This is a genomic window from Sphingomonas sp. SORGH_AS_0789, from assembly GCF_031453055.1.
GTDB lineage: Bacteria > Pseudomonadota > Alphaproteobacteria > Sphingomonadales > Sphingomonadaceae > Sphingomonas.
Genome location: NZ_JAVIYV010000001.1, coordinates 1,478,051 through 1,492,500, shown reverse-complemented (window position 1 = coordinate 1,492,500; position 14,450 = coordinate 1,478,051). Strand labels below are relative to the sequence as shown.

General features: G+C 68.4%; 14 protein-coding genes (1 of these 14 cut by a window edge). 7 read left to right on the top strand and 7 right to left on the bottom strand.

Translation table 11 applies throughout. The annotated features are described in order from the left end of the window. The 3 genes in view from QE360_RS06995 to QE360_RS06985 are tightly spaced (at most 54 nt apart) and all read left to right on the top strand, a layout consistent with a single transcriptional unit that may run on beyond the window. Positions 1 to 841: the 3' portion of a glycosyltransferase gene (locus tag QE360_RS06995; RefSeq protein WP_309700333.1), read on the top strand. The gene continues 176 nt to the left of window position 1, outside the view; the window shows 841 of its 1,017 coding nt (coding positions 177–1,017); its start codon lies beyond the left edge, outside the window; the stop codon is at positions 839 to 841. Next, complete coding sequence (locus QE360_RS06990; protein ID WP_309700331.1) at positions 838 to 2,316, top strand: oligosaccharide flippase family protein; 1,479 nt, start codon at positions 838 to 840, stop codon at positions 2,314 to 2,316. The genes QE360_RS06995 and QE360_RS06990 overlap by 4 nt, the downstream gene beginning before the upstream one ends. A 54-nt stretch (positions 2,317 to 2,370) precedes the next feature. Then, entirely contained in the window at positions 2,371 to 2,649 is a 279-nt protein-coding gene (locus QE360_RS06985; protein WP_309700329.1) for a hypothetical protein, read from the top strand. A gap of 82 nt (positions 2,650 to 2,731) precedes the next feature. Here QE360_RS06985 and QE360_RS06980 read toward each other — a convergent pair whose 3' ends face one another. From QE360_RS06980 to QE360_RS06960, 5 genes are all read right to left on the bottom strand, one after another. Beyond that, positions 2,732 to 3,553 (bottom strand): DUF4167 domain-containing protein, encoded by an 822-nt coding sequence (locus tag QE360_RS06980; protein ID WP_309700325.1) that lies wholly within the window; start codon positions 3,551 to 3,553, stop codon positions 2,732 to 2,734. 284 nt (positions 3,554 to 3,837) lie between these two features. Further along, entirely contained in the window at positions 3,838 to 4,650 is an 813-nt protein-coding gene (gene prmC / locus QE360_RS06975; protein ID WP_309700323.1) for a peptide chain release factor N(5)-glutamine methyltransferase, read from the bottom strand. 201 nt (positions 4,651 to 4,851) lie between these two features. Further along, positions 4,852 to 5,925 carry a peptide chain release factor 1 gene (gene prfA, locus QE360_RS06970; protein ID WP_307101423.1) on the bottom strand — a complete coding sequence of 358 codons (1,074 nt, stop codon included), beginning with the start codon at positions 5,923 to 5,925 and terminating at the stop codon, positions 4,852 to 4,854. Then, positions 5,922 to 7,244, bottom strand: a complete 1,323-nt coding sequence (hisS, locus tag QE360_RS06965) for a histidine--tRNA ligase (protein ID WP_309700321.1) — start codon at positions 7,242 to 7,244, stop codon at positions 5,922 to 5,924. The genes prfA and hisS overlap by 4 nt, the downstream gene beginning before the upstream one ends. A gap of 48 nt (positions 7,245 to 7,292) precedes the next feature. After that, on the bottom strand, positions 7,293 to 7,874 hold the full coding sequence (locus QE360_RS06960) for an isochorismatase family cysteine hydrolase (protein ID WP_309700319.1): 582 nt from the start codon (positions 7,872 to 7,874) through the stop codon (positions 7,293 to 7,295). Positions 7,875 to 8,006: 132 nt separating this feature from the next. On the opposite strand from QE360_RS06960, the gene QE360_RS06955 reads away from it, so the two are divergent. The 4 genes from QE360_RS06955 (at position 8,007) to ppa (ending at position 12,685) form a co-directional block, all read left to right on the top strand. After that, positions 8,007 to 9,155 (top strand): alpha/beta hydrolase-fold protein, encoded by a 1,149-nt coding sequence (locus QE360_RS06955; protein ID WP_309700317.1) that lies wholly within the window; start codon positions 8,007 to 8,009, stop codon positions 9,153 to 9,155. A gap of 172 nt (positions 9,156 to 9,327) precedes the next feature. Next, positions 9,328 to 9,987 (top strand): DUF1345 domain-containing protein, encoded by a 660-nt coding sequence (locus QE360_RS06950; RefSeq protein WP_309690853.1) that lies wholly within the window; start codon positions 9,328 to 9,330, stop codon positions 9,985 to 9,987. Between the two features lie 79 nt (positions 9,988 to 10,066). Then, entirely contained in the window at positions 10,067 to 12,007 is a 1,941-nt protein-coding gene (locus tag QE360_RS06945; RefSeq protein ID WP_309700315.1) for a peptidase M61, read from the top strand. Between the two features lie 99 nt (positions 12,008 to 12,106). After that, complete coding sequence (ppa, locus tag QE360_RS06940) at positions 12,107 to 12,685, top strand: inorganic diphosphatase (protein WP_307101436.1); 579 nt, start codon at positions 12,107 to 12,109, stop codon at positions 12,683 to 12,685. A gap of 358 nt (positions 12,686 to 13,043) precedes the next feature. Here the strand turns inward: ppa and QE360_RS06935 are convergent, their stop codons facing one another. Then, positions 13,044 to 13,523, bottom strand: a complete 480-nt coding sequence (locus QE360_RS06935; RefSeq protein WP_309700313.1) for a GNAT family N-acetyltransferase — start codon at positions 13,521 to 13,523, stop codon at positions 13,044 to 13,046. Continuing rightward, positions 13,520 to 14,413, bottom strand: a complete 894-nt coding sequence (locus QE360_RS06930) for a DMT family transporter (protein WP_309700311.1) — start codon at positions 14,411 to 14,413, stop codon at positions 13,520 to 13,522. Before QE360_RS06930 ends, QE360_RS06935 begins: the two co-directional genes overlap by 4 nt. Positions 14,414 to 14,450 lie beyond the last annotated feature (37 nt).

Here is a 14,450-nt window from a genome sequence, read left to right as displayed (position 1 = left end):
GCGTATCCGGGCGGTGCACCGGGCCAATTCCGGGTTGATCGCCAGCCTCAATCACATTCTGGAATTGGCGCGGGGCGAATATGTCGCGCGCATGGACGGCGACGACGTCGCGCTGCCCGAGCGTTTTGCCCGGCAGGTCGCCTTTCTCGATGCGCATCCCGATCATGGCGTCGTCGGCACCCGCGTCCTGCGGATCACCGAGACCGGCGAGCCCAAGCGCGGCGCGGCGATCGATCATCCCCTTTCCGCCGAATCGGTGACGGCGGCACTGGAATCGGGGCCGCTTCTTTGCCACCCCTCGGTCATGATGCGTCGCGACCTGTTGCGAGCCGTGGGTGGTTATCGCCCGGCCTATCGCCATTGCGAGGATTACGACCTCTGGCTGCGGCTTGCCGAGCGGACGCGCATGGCCAACCTGCCCGATCGCCTGCTCCTCTATCGCTATTCGGGGACCCAGGTGTCCAATCGCCATGTCCTGGTGCAGCATTATGGCGCCGCCGTCGCGCGGCAGGTGCGGATCGAGCGGCTGGCGGGGCGGCCCGATCCCTCCGACGGCTGGCAGGAATTGCCGCCGATCGAGGGGCTGGACGCCGCCTTTGGTCGTGACGGCGTGGCGCGGGCGGTGCGCAGCGAGGTGGTTACCGGCATCCTGTTCGATCCTCCTTCGCTGGCGGGCGCCGGGCTGCCGGTGATCATCGCGCATCTGGCGGATACGCACGGGCATCCGGCCGGGCGGGTGCCGGGCCTGTGGCGCGCGGTGGCGCGGCTGGCGCGGACCGGGCGGCCGCTGGCGGCGGTGCGGCTGGCCCGCGCGCTGGCCCGCGACAGGATCCGCCGATGAGCGGGTCGTCGATCCGGGGCGCCGCGCTCTGGTCGATCGGGGCGCAATATATCGCCTTTGCGATTCAGTTCGTCGTCAGCGTCCTGATCTCGCGCTTCTTCCTGTCGCCGCCCGAAATGGGGCTCTATTCGATCGCGCTGTCCGCCGCGATGATGGTGTCGGTGGTGCAGGATTTTGGCATCAGCCGGTTCGTCGCAGGCGAACGCAACCTGACCGATGCCCAGGTGGAGACGTGCTTTTCGGTCTCGCTGATCTTCGCGCTGGGGATCGGGCTGCTGATCCTGATGCTCGCCTGGCCGCTCGCGCAATTCTACGACAATGCGCGGCTGACCCCGTTGCTGGCGATCATCGCCGGTTCCTATCTGGTCGTCCCCTTCGGCATCGTGCCCAGCGCCATGTTGCAGCGGCGCATGGACTATCACTCGCTGTTCCTGGTCAATGTCGGCGCGGCGATCGTCAATGCGGGCTTTTCGCTGGGGCTGGCCTGGGCGGGCTATTCGGCCTTTTCGCTCGCCTGGGCCGCCGTTGCGCAGCAAGCCACGCGCGCGCTGATCGGCCAGTGGCGCTCGGGGCTTCGTCCGCCCTTTCCGCCCCGGCTGAAGGGCGTCGGGCCGATCCTGCGCTTCGGCTCGAACAGCTCGCTGCTGCATATCAGCGGGGGGATCGGGATGCGCAGCCCCGATCTGGTGATCGGCCGTGTCCTGACCCTGACCGCGGTCGGCCTGTTCGGTCGCGCCTCCAGCCTGGCCGCGCAGTTGCAGATGCTGGTCAGCGGCGCGGTCGACGGCGTCTTCTATCCCGCCTTTGCCCGCCTGCGCGATTCGGGCGCCGATCTGGCCGCGCCCTATCAGCGGGTGGTCGCCGCCTATAGCGCGGTGACCTGGCCCGCCATGGCGTTCCTGGCCGCCGCCGCGACGCCGATCGTACTCATGCTCTATGGCCCGCGCTGGGCGGGGGTGGCGCCGCTTCTGGTGTGGATCGCGATCGGGCAGATCTTCATGGCGGCGCTGCCGCTGCATATCGAGCTGCCCATCGTGCTCGGGCGGATTCGCAAGCTGGTGGTGTTCAACATGCTCGATACCGCCGCGTCGATCGGGCTGCTGCTCCTGGGCGCGATGGCGGGGCTGGAGGCGGCTGCGGCCTCGCGCGTCGGCTATGGCATCGCCTGGTTCCTGATCTATGTCGGGCTGATGCGGCGGCTGACCGGCTTTGCCTGGCGCGCGATGCTGGTCATCTATGCGCAGAGCCTGGTCGGTGCGCTGGCCACCATCGTGCCGCTGCTGGCGCTGTACCACTGGGTCGCGGCGCCCGAGGCGATGGGGCTGGGCCTGCTGGGGCTGGCGGCGGCGGCGGGGGTGCTGGCATGGCTGGCGGTGGTCTATGCGCTGCGGCATCCGATTCGGCTGGAGATCAACGCCATCGCCGGCGGCGTCCTGGCGCGGTTGCCGGTGCGGCGGTCCGGGCTGGGCGCCTGACCGACGCGGCCGGAGCGGCTTGTCCGAGCGCGGCGCTGCACCCATAGTCGGGCCATGGCCCCTCCCCCATCCGGTCTGGACGATCCCGAACAGGCGGCTTTCGCCTGGGCGCGGTTCCGCGCGATCATGGCATGGATGACGCTGGCCGCCGCCGTGGCGGTCTGCTTCGCGCTGGTCGTGCTGGCGGAAGTCTATGGCCCGCTCAACCCCGTCACCATGCTGGGGGTGATCGGCGGGATCGGCGGCATGGTGATGCTGACCGGCGCGCTGATGGGGCTGGTCTTCCTCAGCTCGGGCAGCGGGCATGACGAGGAGGTCGACCGGCGCGATTGAGCGACCCGCGCCCGCCATTCCATGAAAAAGGCCGGCCGTCGCGGGGTGCGACGACCGGCCTTTCCATTCCGTCCGGGCGGTATCAGCCCGCCGCGGCTTCCGGCTCGACCGGAGCGGCGGCGCGGACACGGCGACGGCGGGGCTTTTCCTCGACGGGAGCCTCGCTGTCGGCCACCGGGCTCAGCGCGGGCGGCAGGCGATCGGCGTCGAAGCCGGTCGCTTCCGCGCCGTCCTGCACCTGAGCCTCGACCGGGCGTTCGCGACGCGGGCGACCGCGACGGCGGGGCGCTTCGGCCTCGGCAGTCGGCTCGGCGACCTCGACGCTCGCGGCGACGACGGGCTGCGCCTCTTCGGCCATCACCGGCTGTTCGGTGCGGGCCGGGCGGCGGTCGTCCCGGCGCGGGCGATCCTCACGGTCGCGGCTCTCACGATCGCGGCTCTCTCGGTCACGACGGGGGCGATCGTCGCGGCTGCGCTCCTCGCGCGGCTGGCGTTCGCGACGCGGCTCCGCCTCACCCTGCATCTCGCCGGGGCGGATGGGATCGCCCTCGTCGCCATAATCCTCGTCGCCGCCGTCGAAGCCGTCGTCAAAGCCGTCGTCGCGCGATTCCTCGCGCTGGCGACGCTGATTCTGCTCCTCGAAGCGCGAGCGGCTTTCGCTCAACACCCGGAAATAGTGATCGGCGAACTGCCAATAATATTCGGTGTTGACCCGGTCACCCTGACGCTGCGCCTCGGCCGCCAGATTCTTGTACTTTTCGTACAGCTGGTTGGCGTTGCCGCGCGCGCGGTTGTCGATGCGATTGCCATTGTCGGGACGACCGGGATTGCCACCCGGGCGCTGCCCACCATTATTGCCGCCACCACGACCGCGACGGCGGCCGGCCTGCCGATTATTGATCAAGCTGTTCGTCCTTAGTCGTCAAACCAACAAGGTCCACTTTTCCCGGCACCGCGCGCGTCCCGCACGATGCGAAGCTCTGGCGCCCAACGGGCGCTTGCCACGGCCGCCGGACAGCAGCGACTGCATGACGAAGGGTACGGGCATCGGCCCGACATCGACGATGCCCAACCACGTCGTGTCCCGAAAACACGGTGCAAGCCGTCGATGTTCGCGTGCCCCTGTGCGCGCTGTAGCGGGTCGGGGGCCGGTCCTACAAGTGAAATATGGGGCATCGTCGGGAATGTTCAATGCGCCAGCAGCGCGCGCGGGCGGCCGCCCAGATCGCGGTGCAGCGCCACCCGGAATCCCTGCGCTTCCAGAAGCATGGTCACGGCGGGCGCCTGTTCGTGCCCGATCTCGACCACCGCCGCCCCGCCGGGGGCAAGCAGGCGGCGCAGTTCGGGGGCGAGCAGGCGATAGTCGTCCAGCCCCTCGGGCCCCGCGAACAGCGCCGAGCCGGGCTCGTAATCGCGCACCTCGGGCGAGAGGATCTCGTCGGTGCCGATATAGGGCGGATTGGTGACGATGCAGTCGAACGCGCCGGTCAGCGCCGCCGCCCAGTCGCCCCGCACGAACCGCGCGCGATCGGCCAGCCCGCAGGCAGCGGCATTGGCGAGCGCATAGTCCAGCGCCTGCGCGGAGCGATCCACGCCCAGCCCGACCGCGTCCCGCCACTCGTCGAGCAGCGCCAGCAGCAAAGTCCCCGGCCCAGTGCCCAGGTCCAGCACCGTGGCGGGCGGGCGCCCTTTGAAATGGGCGAGCGCTGCGTCGATCAGCGTTTCGCTGTCCACACGCGGCACCAGCGCGCCGGGGCCGACCGCCAGGTCCAATGTCCAGAAGCCGCGCGTGCCGGTGATATAGGCGATGGGCTCCTGCGCGGCGCGACGCTCGACCAGCGGCCAGAAGCTGTCGGGGACGGCGCGGCTCAGGTCGAGCAGCAACGCGGTACGCTCGATCCCCAGGGCATGGGCGAGCAGCAGTTCCGCATCGAGCCGCGCGGTGGGGGAAAAGGCGAAACGCTCGGCAGCCTGTAGGAGCGCGGTGCGGGCGTCCGTCACGCCGCCGCCTCGCCCCGGCGAAGGCCGGGTCCCTGAAGAAATGGGTTCGCGCGGAGGCGCGGAGGCGCGGAGATGTCAGGTACGGGGCAGAGGTGCGGCGCTATCCACCGGCGAAGGTGGAAGGCCTGCGGCGCGGCAGGCTGGACCGCTCCGCGTCTCCGCGTCTCCGCGCGAACATCGTCTGTGGCCGCGCTTGCCCCCTCACCCATCGAGCGCGGCGAGCCGTTCGGCCTCATCCTCCGCCAGCAGCGCGCCGACCAGTTCGTCCAGCTCGCCCTCCAGGATTTCGGGCAGGCGGTGGAGCGTCAGGTTGATCCGGTGATCGGTCACGCGGCCTTGCGGGAAATTATAGGTGCGGATCCGCTCCGACCGGTCGCCCGAGCCGACCATCGAGCGCCGTGTGCCAGCCCGCTCCGCCGCCAGCCGCTCGCGCTCCGCCTCGTAGAGCCGGGTCCGCAGCACCTTCATCGCCTTGGCGCGGTTCTTGTGCTGCGAGCGTTCGTCCTGCTGGATCACGACCAGCCCGCTCGGGATATGGGTGATGCGGATCGCCGAATCGGTGGTGTTGACGTGCTGCCCGCCCGCCCCAGACGAGCGATAGATGTCGATGCGCAGGTCCTTGTCGTCGATCTGGAGGTCGACCTCCTCCGCTTCCGGAAGCACCGCGACGGTCGCCGCCGAGGTGTGGATGCGCCCGCCCGATTCGGTGACCGGCACGCGCTGGACCCGGTGGACGCCCGATTCGAACTTCAGCTTGGCGAAGACGCCCGCACCCGCGACCGAGGCGACGACTTCCTTGTACCCGCCGGTGTCGGGGACCGAGGCAGAGATGACCTCGACCCGCCAGCCCTGCCGCTCGGCATAGCGCTGGTACATCCGGAACAGGTCGCCCGCGAACAGCGCCGCCTCGTCGCCGCCGGTCCCGGCGCGGATTTCCAGCATCGCCGCGCGCTCGTCGGCGGCGTCGCGGGGCAACAGCGCCAGCGCCAGGTGGCGATCCGCCTCGGCCAGCGCGGTGCGGTTGGCGTGGAGTTCCTCCGCCGCCAGCTCGCGCAATTCGTCGTCGCCGTCCTGCGTCATGAAGGTCAGGCTGTCGGCCTCCTGCCGCAACCGACGCACTTCGGCGGCGGCGTTGGCGACCGGCTCCAGCTCGGCATATTCCTTCGACACCGCGACGAAACGGTCCGAGGGCAGGTCGCCGGTCGCCATCATCGCCTGCAATTCGTCGCGCCGCGCCTCGATCTGCGCGATGCGTTCGGCGGAGATGGTCTTCATGCGATGGTCAGACGCTGCGCCAATGGAGGGAGCGTCTCGCCATGAGCCTCGGCGATCTCGTCCTCGAACAACAGGTCGGACAGGCCTTGCGCCGCCCCGTCGAGCGAGACGGTCGCCTGCTCGCCGGTCTTCAGCGCCTTCACCTGCACCTGGCCGTTCGCCAGCTCGTCATCGCCCAGGATCAGCGCATAGCTGGCGCCCTGGTCGTTGGCCTTGGCCATGCGGCGCTTCATATTGCCGCGAAACGCCATGTCGGTGGCGACGCCCGCGCGGCGCAGTTCCGCGACTAGCCCCGTCGCGCGCAGCTCCGCCGCCGCGCCCATCGGCACGACGACCGCGTCGATGACCGGCTTGGCGGGCTCGTCGAGCAGCATCGCCAGCCGCTCGACCCCCGCCGCCCAGCCCACGCCCGCCGTGGCGGGGCCGCCCAGCGACTCGATCAGCCCGTCATAGCGGCCACCCGCCAGCACGGTGCCCTGCGAGCCCAGCCGGTCGGTCACGAACTCGAAGGCGGTGTGGCGATAATAATCGAGCCCGCGCACCAGCCGCGCGTTGCGCGTCCAGGCGACGCCCGCCGCGTCCAGCCCCGCCGTCACCGCCTCGAAGAAGGCGCGCGCCTCGGGCGTCAGATAGGCGTCGATATCGGGCGCGGCATCGGCGATCGGGCGGTCGCGCGGGTCCTTCGAATCGAGGATGCGCAGCGGATTCTTCTCCAGCCGCACCAGGCTGTCCTCGGACAGCTGGTCGCGATGCGCCTCGAAATGCGCGACCAGCGCGTCGCGCCAGGCATCGCGGGTCTCGGCATCGCCCAGCGTGTTGAGTTGCAGCGTCACGCCCTCGGCAATGCCCAGGTCGCGCAGCAGCTGGTCGGCCATCACCAGCAGCTCGACATCCGCCGCCGGTTCGGCCGCGCCGAGGATTTCGGCGTCGATCTGGTGGAACTGGCGATACCGCCCCTTTTGCGGGCGCTCGTACCGGAACACCGGGCCCGAGGTGACGAGCTTGAGCGGTGCATATTGCTGCCACCCCTCGGTCAGATAGGCGCGCGCAATCCCCGCGGTGAATTCGGGCCGCAGCGTCAGCAGGTCGCCGCCGCGATCGGGGAAGGTGTACATCTCCTTCGACACGACATCGGTCGTCTCGCCGATCGAGCGGGCAAAGACCTGCGTATCCTCGAACACCGGCAGGTCGAGCCGCTGGAAGGCGTAGAGGCCATGGACATGCTCGAAGGTGGCCAGCACCTCCGCGAAGCGGCGCTGCTCGTCGCCGAAGATGTCCTGCGTGCCGCGCACGCGCTTGGGGGTTTCGATCCGTGCCATAGAGGTGGCGCTATCTAAGGTAGCGAAGCCCCGCGCGCTAGAGTGCGATCACGCGCCCGGGGATAGCCAGTCGCCCAGCGCCAGTTCGTCGGTCGGCCGGGTCTCCGCGCACATGCTGTGCCGCATGATCTCCAGCGCCCAGCGGCGATGCGCGTCGCTCTCGCTCGCCACCGTGTCGCCCGGCACCCACAGGTCATATTCGCGCATATGCGCATCGGCGGCGGTGAACAGCACGCAGATGTCGGCGGCCACCCCGGTCAGGATGACGCGCGTAACCCCCAGTTGCGGCAGCAGGACGGGCAGGTTGGTCGCATAGAAGCCCGAAAATTGCGGCTTCACCACGAAATAGTCGCGATCGCGCGGCCGGAGCGCGGCGATCAGCACGCGGCCCGGACTGTCCTCGCGGTCGCAATGCGCGATGATCGAGGAGCGTTCGGAATGCCAATGGCCGAAATTGTCGTTGACGTAGATCACCGGCACTCCGGCCTCGTCCGCCGCATCGCGCAGCGCCACGATCCGCTGCGCCGCCGCCTCGGCCGGTTCGCGCAAATCCTCGCCGCCCTCGAAATCGAGATCGTTGATCATGTCGATGACGATCAGCGCGGCGGCATGGGGGGCGGAGTCGAGCATGGCGCATCATGTCATTCCCGGCCAGGTATATCGTTGATACAGCTAAACTTTTGCATTTCCTGCGCCAGAACATTCCTCAGGCAGGGTGAAACGGCATTTGACGCCGGATCCGGCGTCCGCCTAGCATCCGCCATGCTCGCCCTGTCGCTGGCGCTTGCCGCCGCTGTTCAAATGCCGCTCGGCTCGGTTCGGTCCCCACCGGAGATGTTCAGCCGTGTCCCGGCCTGCCGCGATGCCGGTTCTCCTATCACCGAACCCTGCGCGCTTCCCCTGTCCGTGTCCCCGGCGGAAGCGGTGACCCGGCTGGGCACGGAGTCGCGGCGCTGGTGGGTCCAGGGCGATCGCCTGACCATGATCGCACGCCCCGATGTCGAGCGCTGGGCGATGCTGTGCTGCTCGGTTCAGGCCCCACTCGTGCCGATCCCCGGCACTGCGCTGGCGGGCGTCACGGTGCGGGTGCCCCGGATGGACGAGGCGATCTTGAGTGTCGCGACCTTTCCCGCCAAGGACGAGCATCGCGAGGTGCGACGCGGGCAGCTTGCTCCGCCCGCCCCGGAACGGACTGCCCCGCCAGCCGAACGCTTGATCCACCATATGGTAGCCTCGCGCTGGCTGGGCGAAATGCGCAGGCTGACCATCTATCTCCCACCCGTCAGCGGCCAAGCCCGCCGACTGCCGGTATTTTATCTGGCCGAGAAATTCGCAGCCCAGTTTGAAGCGGATGTGCGCGCCCATCGCAGCCCACCCGCCATTCTGGTCGGCATCGACGCGGCTACGCCCCGCCAGGCCGGTTGCACCGGTATGGCATGCGACCGGCGTGGGCCGGAATATAAGATCGACTTCAATTCAGACGGCGATACGCCGACCTCGGCTTTTGGCAGGCATCTGCGCTTCGTGACCCAGGAAGTCATTCCGCTCATCGAGAAGGATTACCCCGCCTCTCGTCGGGTCAGCGACAGGATCATCGGGGGATCGTCTAACGGCGCGCATTGGGCACTGGCGGCAGCCGGGCTGCATCCGGAATTGTTCGGCAAGGTCCTGGTGCTGTCATCCAGCGGACAGGCGGCCAAGGCGCTAGGCGCGAAGCTGGGCCGGACGCGGTTGTTTGGAGCAGCCGGCCTGTTCGAGCCGGGCTATCTTCTCAACACGCATGACGCGGTGGAGGCCGCTCGATCCGCCGGGGCGACCACCCGATTCGACACGCTGGTCGCGGGGCATGACCAACTGGCCTGGGACGTGGCGTTCGCACGCGGCGCGCCGTGGCTGCTGGACCGCCCCTGATCCAGCGCCCCACCGACTAGGCTTGGCTCGGGGCCGTACGGCGAGGATTCCATTCTGTGCGGCATTAAGGCGGCTTTTGAAGCGCCAGCCTAAACCGGGGCGTCGAAAGGCCCGTTTCTGTTGATCGCGCGCCATAGCCAAGTCCGCTCGGACGGGCGTACATCGCGGTCCCATGACCATCACACGCTGGCAACGGCTGCAACGTCGTATCGGGGACCGGATCGCACCGCCGCGATTCGTGCTGTTCGGGTTCGTCTTGATCGTGGCGGCGGCGCTGCTGATTCCGCCGCTGGGTCTGACGCGGGGCATTCTTGCCGGGTTCGATGCCGCCGCGATCCTGTTCATCGGCTCGCTGGTCCCGCTGCTGAAACAGGGACAGGCGGCCACGATGCGCCGCCGCGCCGCACGCAACGACGCTAACCGCGCGGTGCTCCTGGTGTTTTGCGGGATCGTGCTGTTCGTCGTCCTGGTCGCGGTCGGCGGCGAGTTGCGCGGGCGGAGCAGCCTCGTCACCATCGCGCTGGTCGTGGCCACGCTGATCCTGGCCTGGCTGTTCTCGAACATCGTCTATGCGCTGCATTATGCGCATCTCTTCTACAGCGCGGGCGACAAGGGCGATGCGGGCGGCCTGCAATTCCCCGACACCGCCGAGCCGGATTACTGGGATTTCCTGTATTTCTCGGTGACGCTGGGCATGACCTTCCAGACCAGCGACGTGTCGATCGCCTCGCGCCGGATGCGCCGGGTGGTGACGGGACAGTGCCTGGCGGCGTTCATCTTCAACCTCGGCGTCATCGCCTTCACCGTCAACGTGCTGGGCGGCGGGAGCTGAGGCGGGCAAAAGGGTCTGGACGACTGGCCTATCGGGTGCCTAACCTGCCGGCGTCTCTCTTCGCCGCAAAAGGCTCTCCATGATCCGTACCGCGTTTCGTTCGATTGTCGTCGCCTCGCTGCTCGCCTCGGCCGCTGCCGCCCCGCTCTACGTGGCGAACGCCCAGGTGCCGCCGGGCAATTCCGCGCCCGCCGCGCAGGCCCCGTTCGTCAACACCATCCCCGACGCGGTCGACACCCCCTATCCGGGCACGATCAAGCTGGTGGTCGACGCCACCGACACCGAGCGCGGCATCTTCCGCGTGAAGGAGACGATCCCGGTCGCCAAGGCTGGGCCGATGGCGCTGCTCTTCCCGAAATGGCTGCCCGGCGCGCATTCCCCGCGCGGCGAGATCGAGAAGCTGGCGGGGCTGGTCATCCGCGCCAACGGGCAGATCCTGCCCTGGACCCGCGACCCGGTCGACGTCTTCGCCTTCCATATCGACGTGCCCGCGGGCGCGGCGCAGCTCGACCTGGAGTTCCAGTTCCTGTCGGCGACCAAGCCCGATCAGGGCCGCGTCGCGGTCACCCCGACGATGATCTCGCTGCAACCCAATTCGGTCAGCCTCTATCCGGCGGGCTATTATACCCGCCAGATCCCGATCCAGATGACCGCCACCTTCCCGACCGGCTGGACCGCCGCGGGCGCGGTGCCGTCCAAGGCGTCGGGTTCGACCTATACCTATGACACGACCAATTACGAGATTCTGGTCGACTCGCCGGTACTGGCAGGCAAATATGGCAAGGTCTTCCCGCTGACCCCGCGCGTCAACCTGAACGTCTTTGCCGACAATCCCGCCGAACTGGCCGCCAAGCCCGATCAGATCGCCGCGCACCAGCGGCTGGTCGAGCAGGCGGTCAAGACCTTCGGCGCGGAGCATTACGACCATTATGAATTCCTGCTGTCGATCAGCGATCAGCTGGGCGGCATCGGCCTGGAGCATCACCGCTCGTCCGAAAATGGCGTGACGCCGGGCTATTTCACCGAGTGGAATGCCGGGCCGGGCCGCCGCAACCTGCTGCCGCACGAATTCACCCATAGCTGGGACGGCAAGTTCCGGCGCGGCGCGGACCTGTGGACCCCCGATTATCGCGCTCCGATGCGCGACTCGCTGCTGTGGGTCTATGAGGGGCAGACCCAGTTCTGGGGCTATGTCCTCCAGGCGCGGTCGGGCATGGTGTCGAAGCAGGATACGCTGGACCAGTACGCCTCGATCCTCGCCATCTACGACACCGCGCCCGCGCGCCAGTGGCGCAACCTGGTCGACACCACCAACGACCCGATCATCTCGTCGCGCAAGCCCAAGGGCTGGACCAGCTGGCAGCGGTCGGAGGATTATTACAACGAAGGGCTGATGGTCTGGATGGAGGTCGATGCGATGCTCCGCCAGAAGTCGAACGGCACCAAGTCGATCGACGATTTCGCCAAGGCCTTTTTCGGCATCCGCAACGGCGACTGGGGCGAGGTGACCTACACCTTCGACGATGTGGCGGCCACGCTGAACAAGATCGTCCCCTATGACTGGGCCGATTTCCTGCACCGCCGCATCACCGAGACGGGCCAGCCCGCCCCGATCCAGGGCTTTGCGATGAACGGCTACAAGCTGGTCTATACGCCCGAGCCCACCGCGACCTTCAAGCAGGGCGAGAAGAACAGCACCAATGTCAGCTATTCGCTGGGCATGATCGTGTCGAACAGCGGCGAAGTGACCAGCTCGATTTGGGACAGTCCGGCGTTCAAGGCGGGAATCGATGTCGGCACGCAAATCCAGGCGGTCAACGGCGAGAGCTATTCGGGCGATCGCCTGAAGGCCGCGATCCTGGCTGCCAAGGACCCGGCCAAGCCGGTCAAGTTGGTGATAAAGAACCAGGATGTCTTCCGCGACGTCACGCTCGCCTATACCGGCGGTCCGCGTTATCCGCGTCTGGAAAAGGTCGGCACCGGCGAAACCGGGCTCGATCGTCTTCTGAAGGCACGCTGAGGACATCTATCGACAGGGCATGGCGGGTTGCGCTATCGCGCCCGCCATTGTTTTTGCACCGGAACTTGTATCCGGCCCCCTGGCAGAGAAAGACTGACCATGCGTATCGACCTCATTCCCGTCGGCAAGAGCCCGCCCGATGACCTCAATGTCGTGATCGAGGTGCCCACCGGCGGCGAGCCCGTGAAGTACGAGTTCGACAAGGCGAGCGGCGCCCTGTTCGTCGACCGCATCCTGCACACGCCGATGCGCTATCCGGCCAATTACGGCTTCGTGCCGCACACCCTGTCGCCCGACGGCGATCCGCTCGACGCGCTGGTCGTGTCGCGCTCGCCCTTCATCCCGGGCTGCGTCGTGCGCGCGCGTCCGATCGCGGTGCTGAACCTGGAAGACGAAGCCGGCGGCGACGAGAAGCTGGTCTGCGTGCCGGTCGACTCGACCTTCCCCTATTACTCGAACGTCGGCGGTCGCGACGACCTGCCCGAGATCGTGTTCCAGCAGATCGAGCACTTCTTCACCCATTACAAGGACTTGGAGAAGAAGAAGTGGGTGCGCATCGGCACCTGGGGCGACCGCGACGAAGCGCGCCGCATCACCCTGGAAGCGATCGAGCGTTACGAGGCCGCCAAGGCCAAGGGCGAAGAGCCGCACGACCACGACGTGCCCGGCCGCGAATAATCCCTTTTCGGATTTCGGTTTGGAGAACGCCCCGGTGCCACCCGCACCGGGGCGTTTTTTTTATCGTCGGCTTCTGGTCTGCGGGTGAGGTCGGGACCCGGGAACGGCGTTCCGATTCCCCTCCTCCGTTCACGCTGAGCGAAGTCGAAGCGCACGCACCATCCGCGCGGCTTGGCGACGGCAATCCCTTGGCCTTCGACTTCGCTCAGGCCGAACGGAGCGGAGAGGGTGCGGCGGGCAGGAAAAATGGTTCGCGCGGAGGCGCGGAGAACGCGGAGGTGTCTTGCCTGCCGCTACCCCAATTTCCGAACAATCCGCCAGAGACGACATAGCGAGGCGCGCTTCCGCGCGAACCCGATCACCGACCCGCCAGTTTCTCCAGCGCCTCGCCCGACACGCGCTGCACCGTCCATTCCGCCATCGGCTGCGCACCCATCGCGCGGTAGAATTCGACCGCGGGCGTGTTCCAGTCGAGCACCGACCATTCGAACCGCGCCCAGCCCCGATCGCGCGCGATGCCCGCCAGATGGATCAGCAGCGCCTTGCCCACCCCGCCCCCGCGCGCGGACGGCGTGACGTACAGATCCTCCAGATACAGGCCGCGCCGTCCGGTCCAGGTCGAGAAATTGGCGAAGAACAGCGCAAAGCCGATCGCCATGCCGTCGCGCTCGGCGATCACCGCCTCGGCGGCGGGATGTTCGCCGAACAGCGCCTCCGCCAGCATCGGCTCGGTGGCGTGGACGGCATCGGGCTCGCGCTCGAACGCCGCCAGTTCGCGCACGAAGCCCAGGATGGTCGCGCTATCGCTGGGCCGGGCGGCCCGGATGGTCGTCGTCATAGTCCCGCCTCGCTCTGCGGCCCCGGTCCGGGCCGCCGCACCGCGACGACGCAGCCCCCGATGATCGCCGCCGCCCCGACCAGCGTGAACGGCGACACGCGCTCGCCGAACACCGCATAGCCGAGCAGCGCGGCCCAGACGAAGGCGGTATATTCGACCGGCGCGAGGATCTGCGCCTCCGCCCGCGCATAGGCCCAGGCGAGCAGCAGCGCCGACAGGCTGCCCAGCGCCGCCGCGATGACGATGGCGGGCCATTGCGCCGTGGCGGGCCAGCCCGAGACGAAGGGCGCGGCGGGCAGCATCAGCACCGCGATCACCAGCATGGTGAACAGCGCGACCTCGACCGGCCCCGCCACCTGCGCCTGCCGCCGCAGCAGTACCAGGCTGACCGCATAGAGGATCGAGGCGGCGAGGATCGCCAGCGAGCCCAGCACCGTCTCGGTCGAGGCCTGCGCCTGCACCTCGCCCGCCGCGATCACCAGCACCCCGACGCCCGCGATCAGCGAGCCCAGGATCGCGGCGCGCCGGATCCGCTCGCCCAGCGTGAAGGCCGCCAGGAACAGCGCGATCAGCGGCGCGAGAAAGGTCAGCGCGATGCTCTGCGCCATCGGCACCCGCGCCAGCCCCCAGAAGAACAGCAACACCGACGCGCCCCCGGTCGCACCGCGCGCGACATGCAGGGCCAGCGCCTGCCGCCCCGGCCAGCGCCCGCCCCGCGCCAGGAACAGCGCGCCGGTCAGCACCACCCCGACCCAGGACCGCCACAGCACCGCGCTATAGGCCCCGCTGTCGATCGACAGCTGCTTCATCAGCGTATCCATCACCGAATAGATGGCGATGCCCAGCGCCGCGGCGCCGAAGGCGATGACGGGGGACGTGCGCGCGCTCATGCCCGTGGCGATAACGGGGACGGCCCCGAAAGGCGAG

Bases quoted from the DNA above. Each gene is read 5' to 3' on its own strand.
- QE360_RS06990 (WP_309700331.1), top strand. From the start codon at position 838: ATGAGCGGGTCGTCGATCCGGGGCGCCGCGCTCTGGTCGATCGGGGCG.
- QE360_RS06985 (WP_309700329.1), top strand. From the start codon at position 2,371: ATGGCCCCTCCCCCATCCGGTCTGGACGATCCCGAACAGGCGGCTTTC.
- prfA (WP_307101423.1), bottom strand. From the start codon at position 5,925: ATGAAGACCATCTCCGCCGAACGCATCGCGCAGATCGAGGCGCGGCGC.
- hisS (WP_309700321.1), bottom strand. From the start codon at position 7,244: ATGGCACGGATCGAAACCCCCAAGCGCGTGCGCGGCACGCAGGACATC.
- QE360_RS06960 (WP_309700319.1), bottom strand. From the start codon at position 7,874: ATGCTCGACTCCGCCCCCCATGCCGCCGCGCTGATCGTCATCGACATG.
- QE360_RS06955 (WP_309700317.1), top strand. From the start codon at position 8,007: ATGCTCGCCCTGTCGCTGGCGCTTGCCGCCGCTGTTCAAATGCCGCTC.
- QE360_RS06950 (WP_309690853.1), top strand. From the start codon at position 9,328: ATGACCATCACACGCTGGCAACGGCTGCAACGTCGTATCGGGGACCGG.
- QE360_RS06945 (WP_309700315.1), top strand. From the start codon at position 10,067: ATGATCCGTACCGCGTTTCGTTCGATTGTCGTCGCCTCGCTGCTCGCC.
- ppa (WP_307101436.1), top strand. From the start codon at position 12,107: ATGCGTATCGACCTCATTCCCGTCGGCAAGAGCCCGCCCGATGACCTC.
- QE360_RS06935 (WP_309700313.1), bottom strand. From the start codon at position 13,523: ATGACGACGACCATCCGGGCCGCCCGGCCCAGCGATAGCGCGACCATC.
- QE360_RS06930 (WP_309700311.1), bottom strand. From the start codon at position 14,413: ATGAGCGCGCGCACGTCCCCCGTCATCGCCTTCGGCGCCGCGGCGCTG.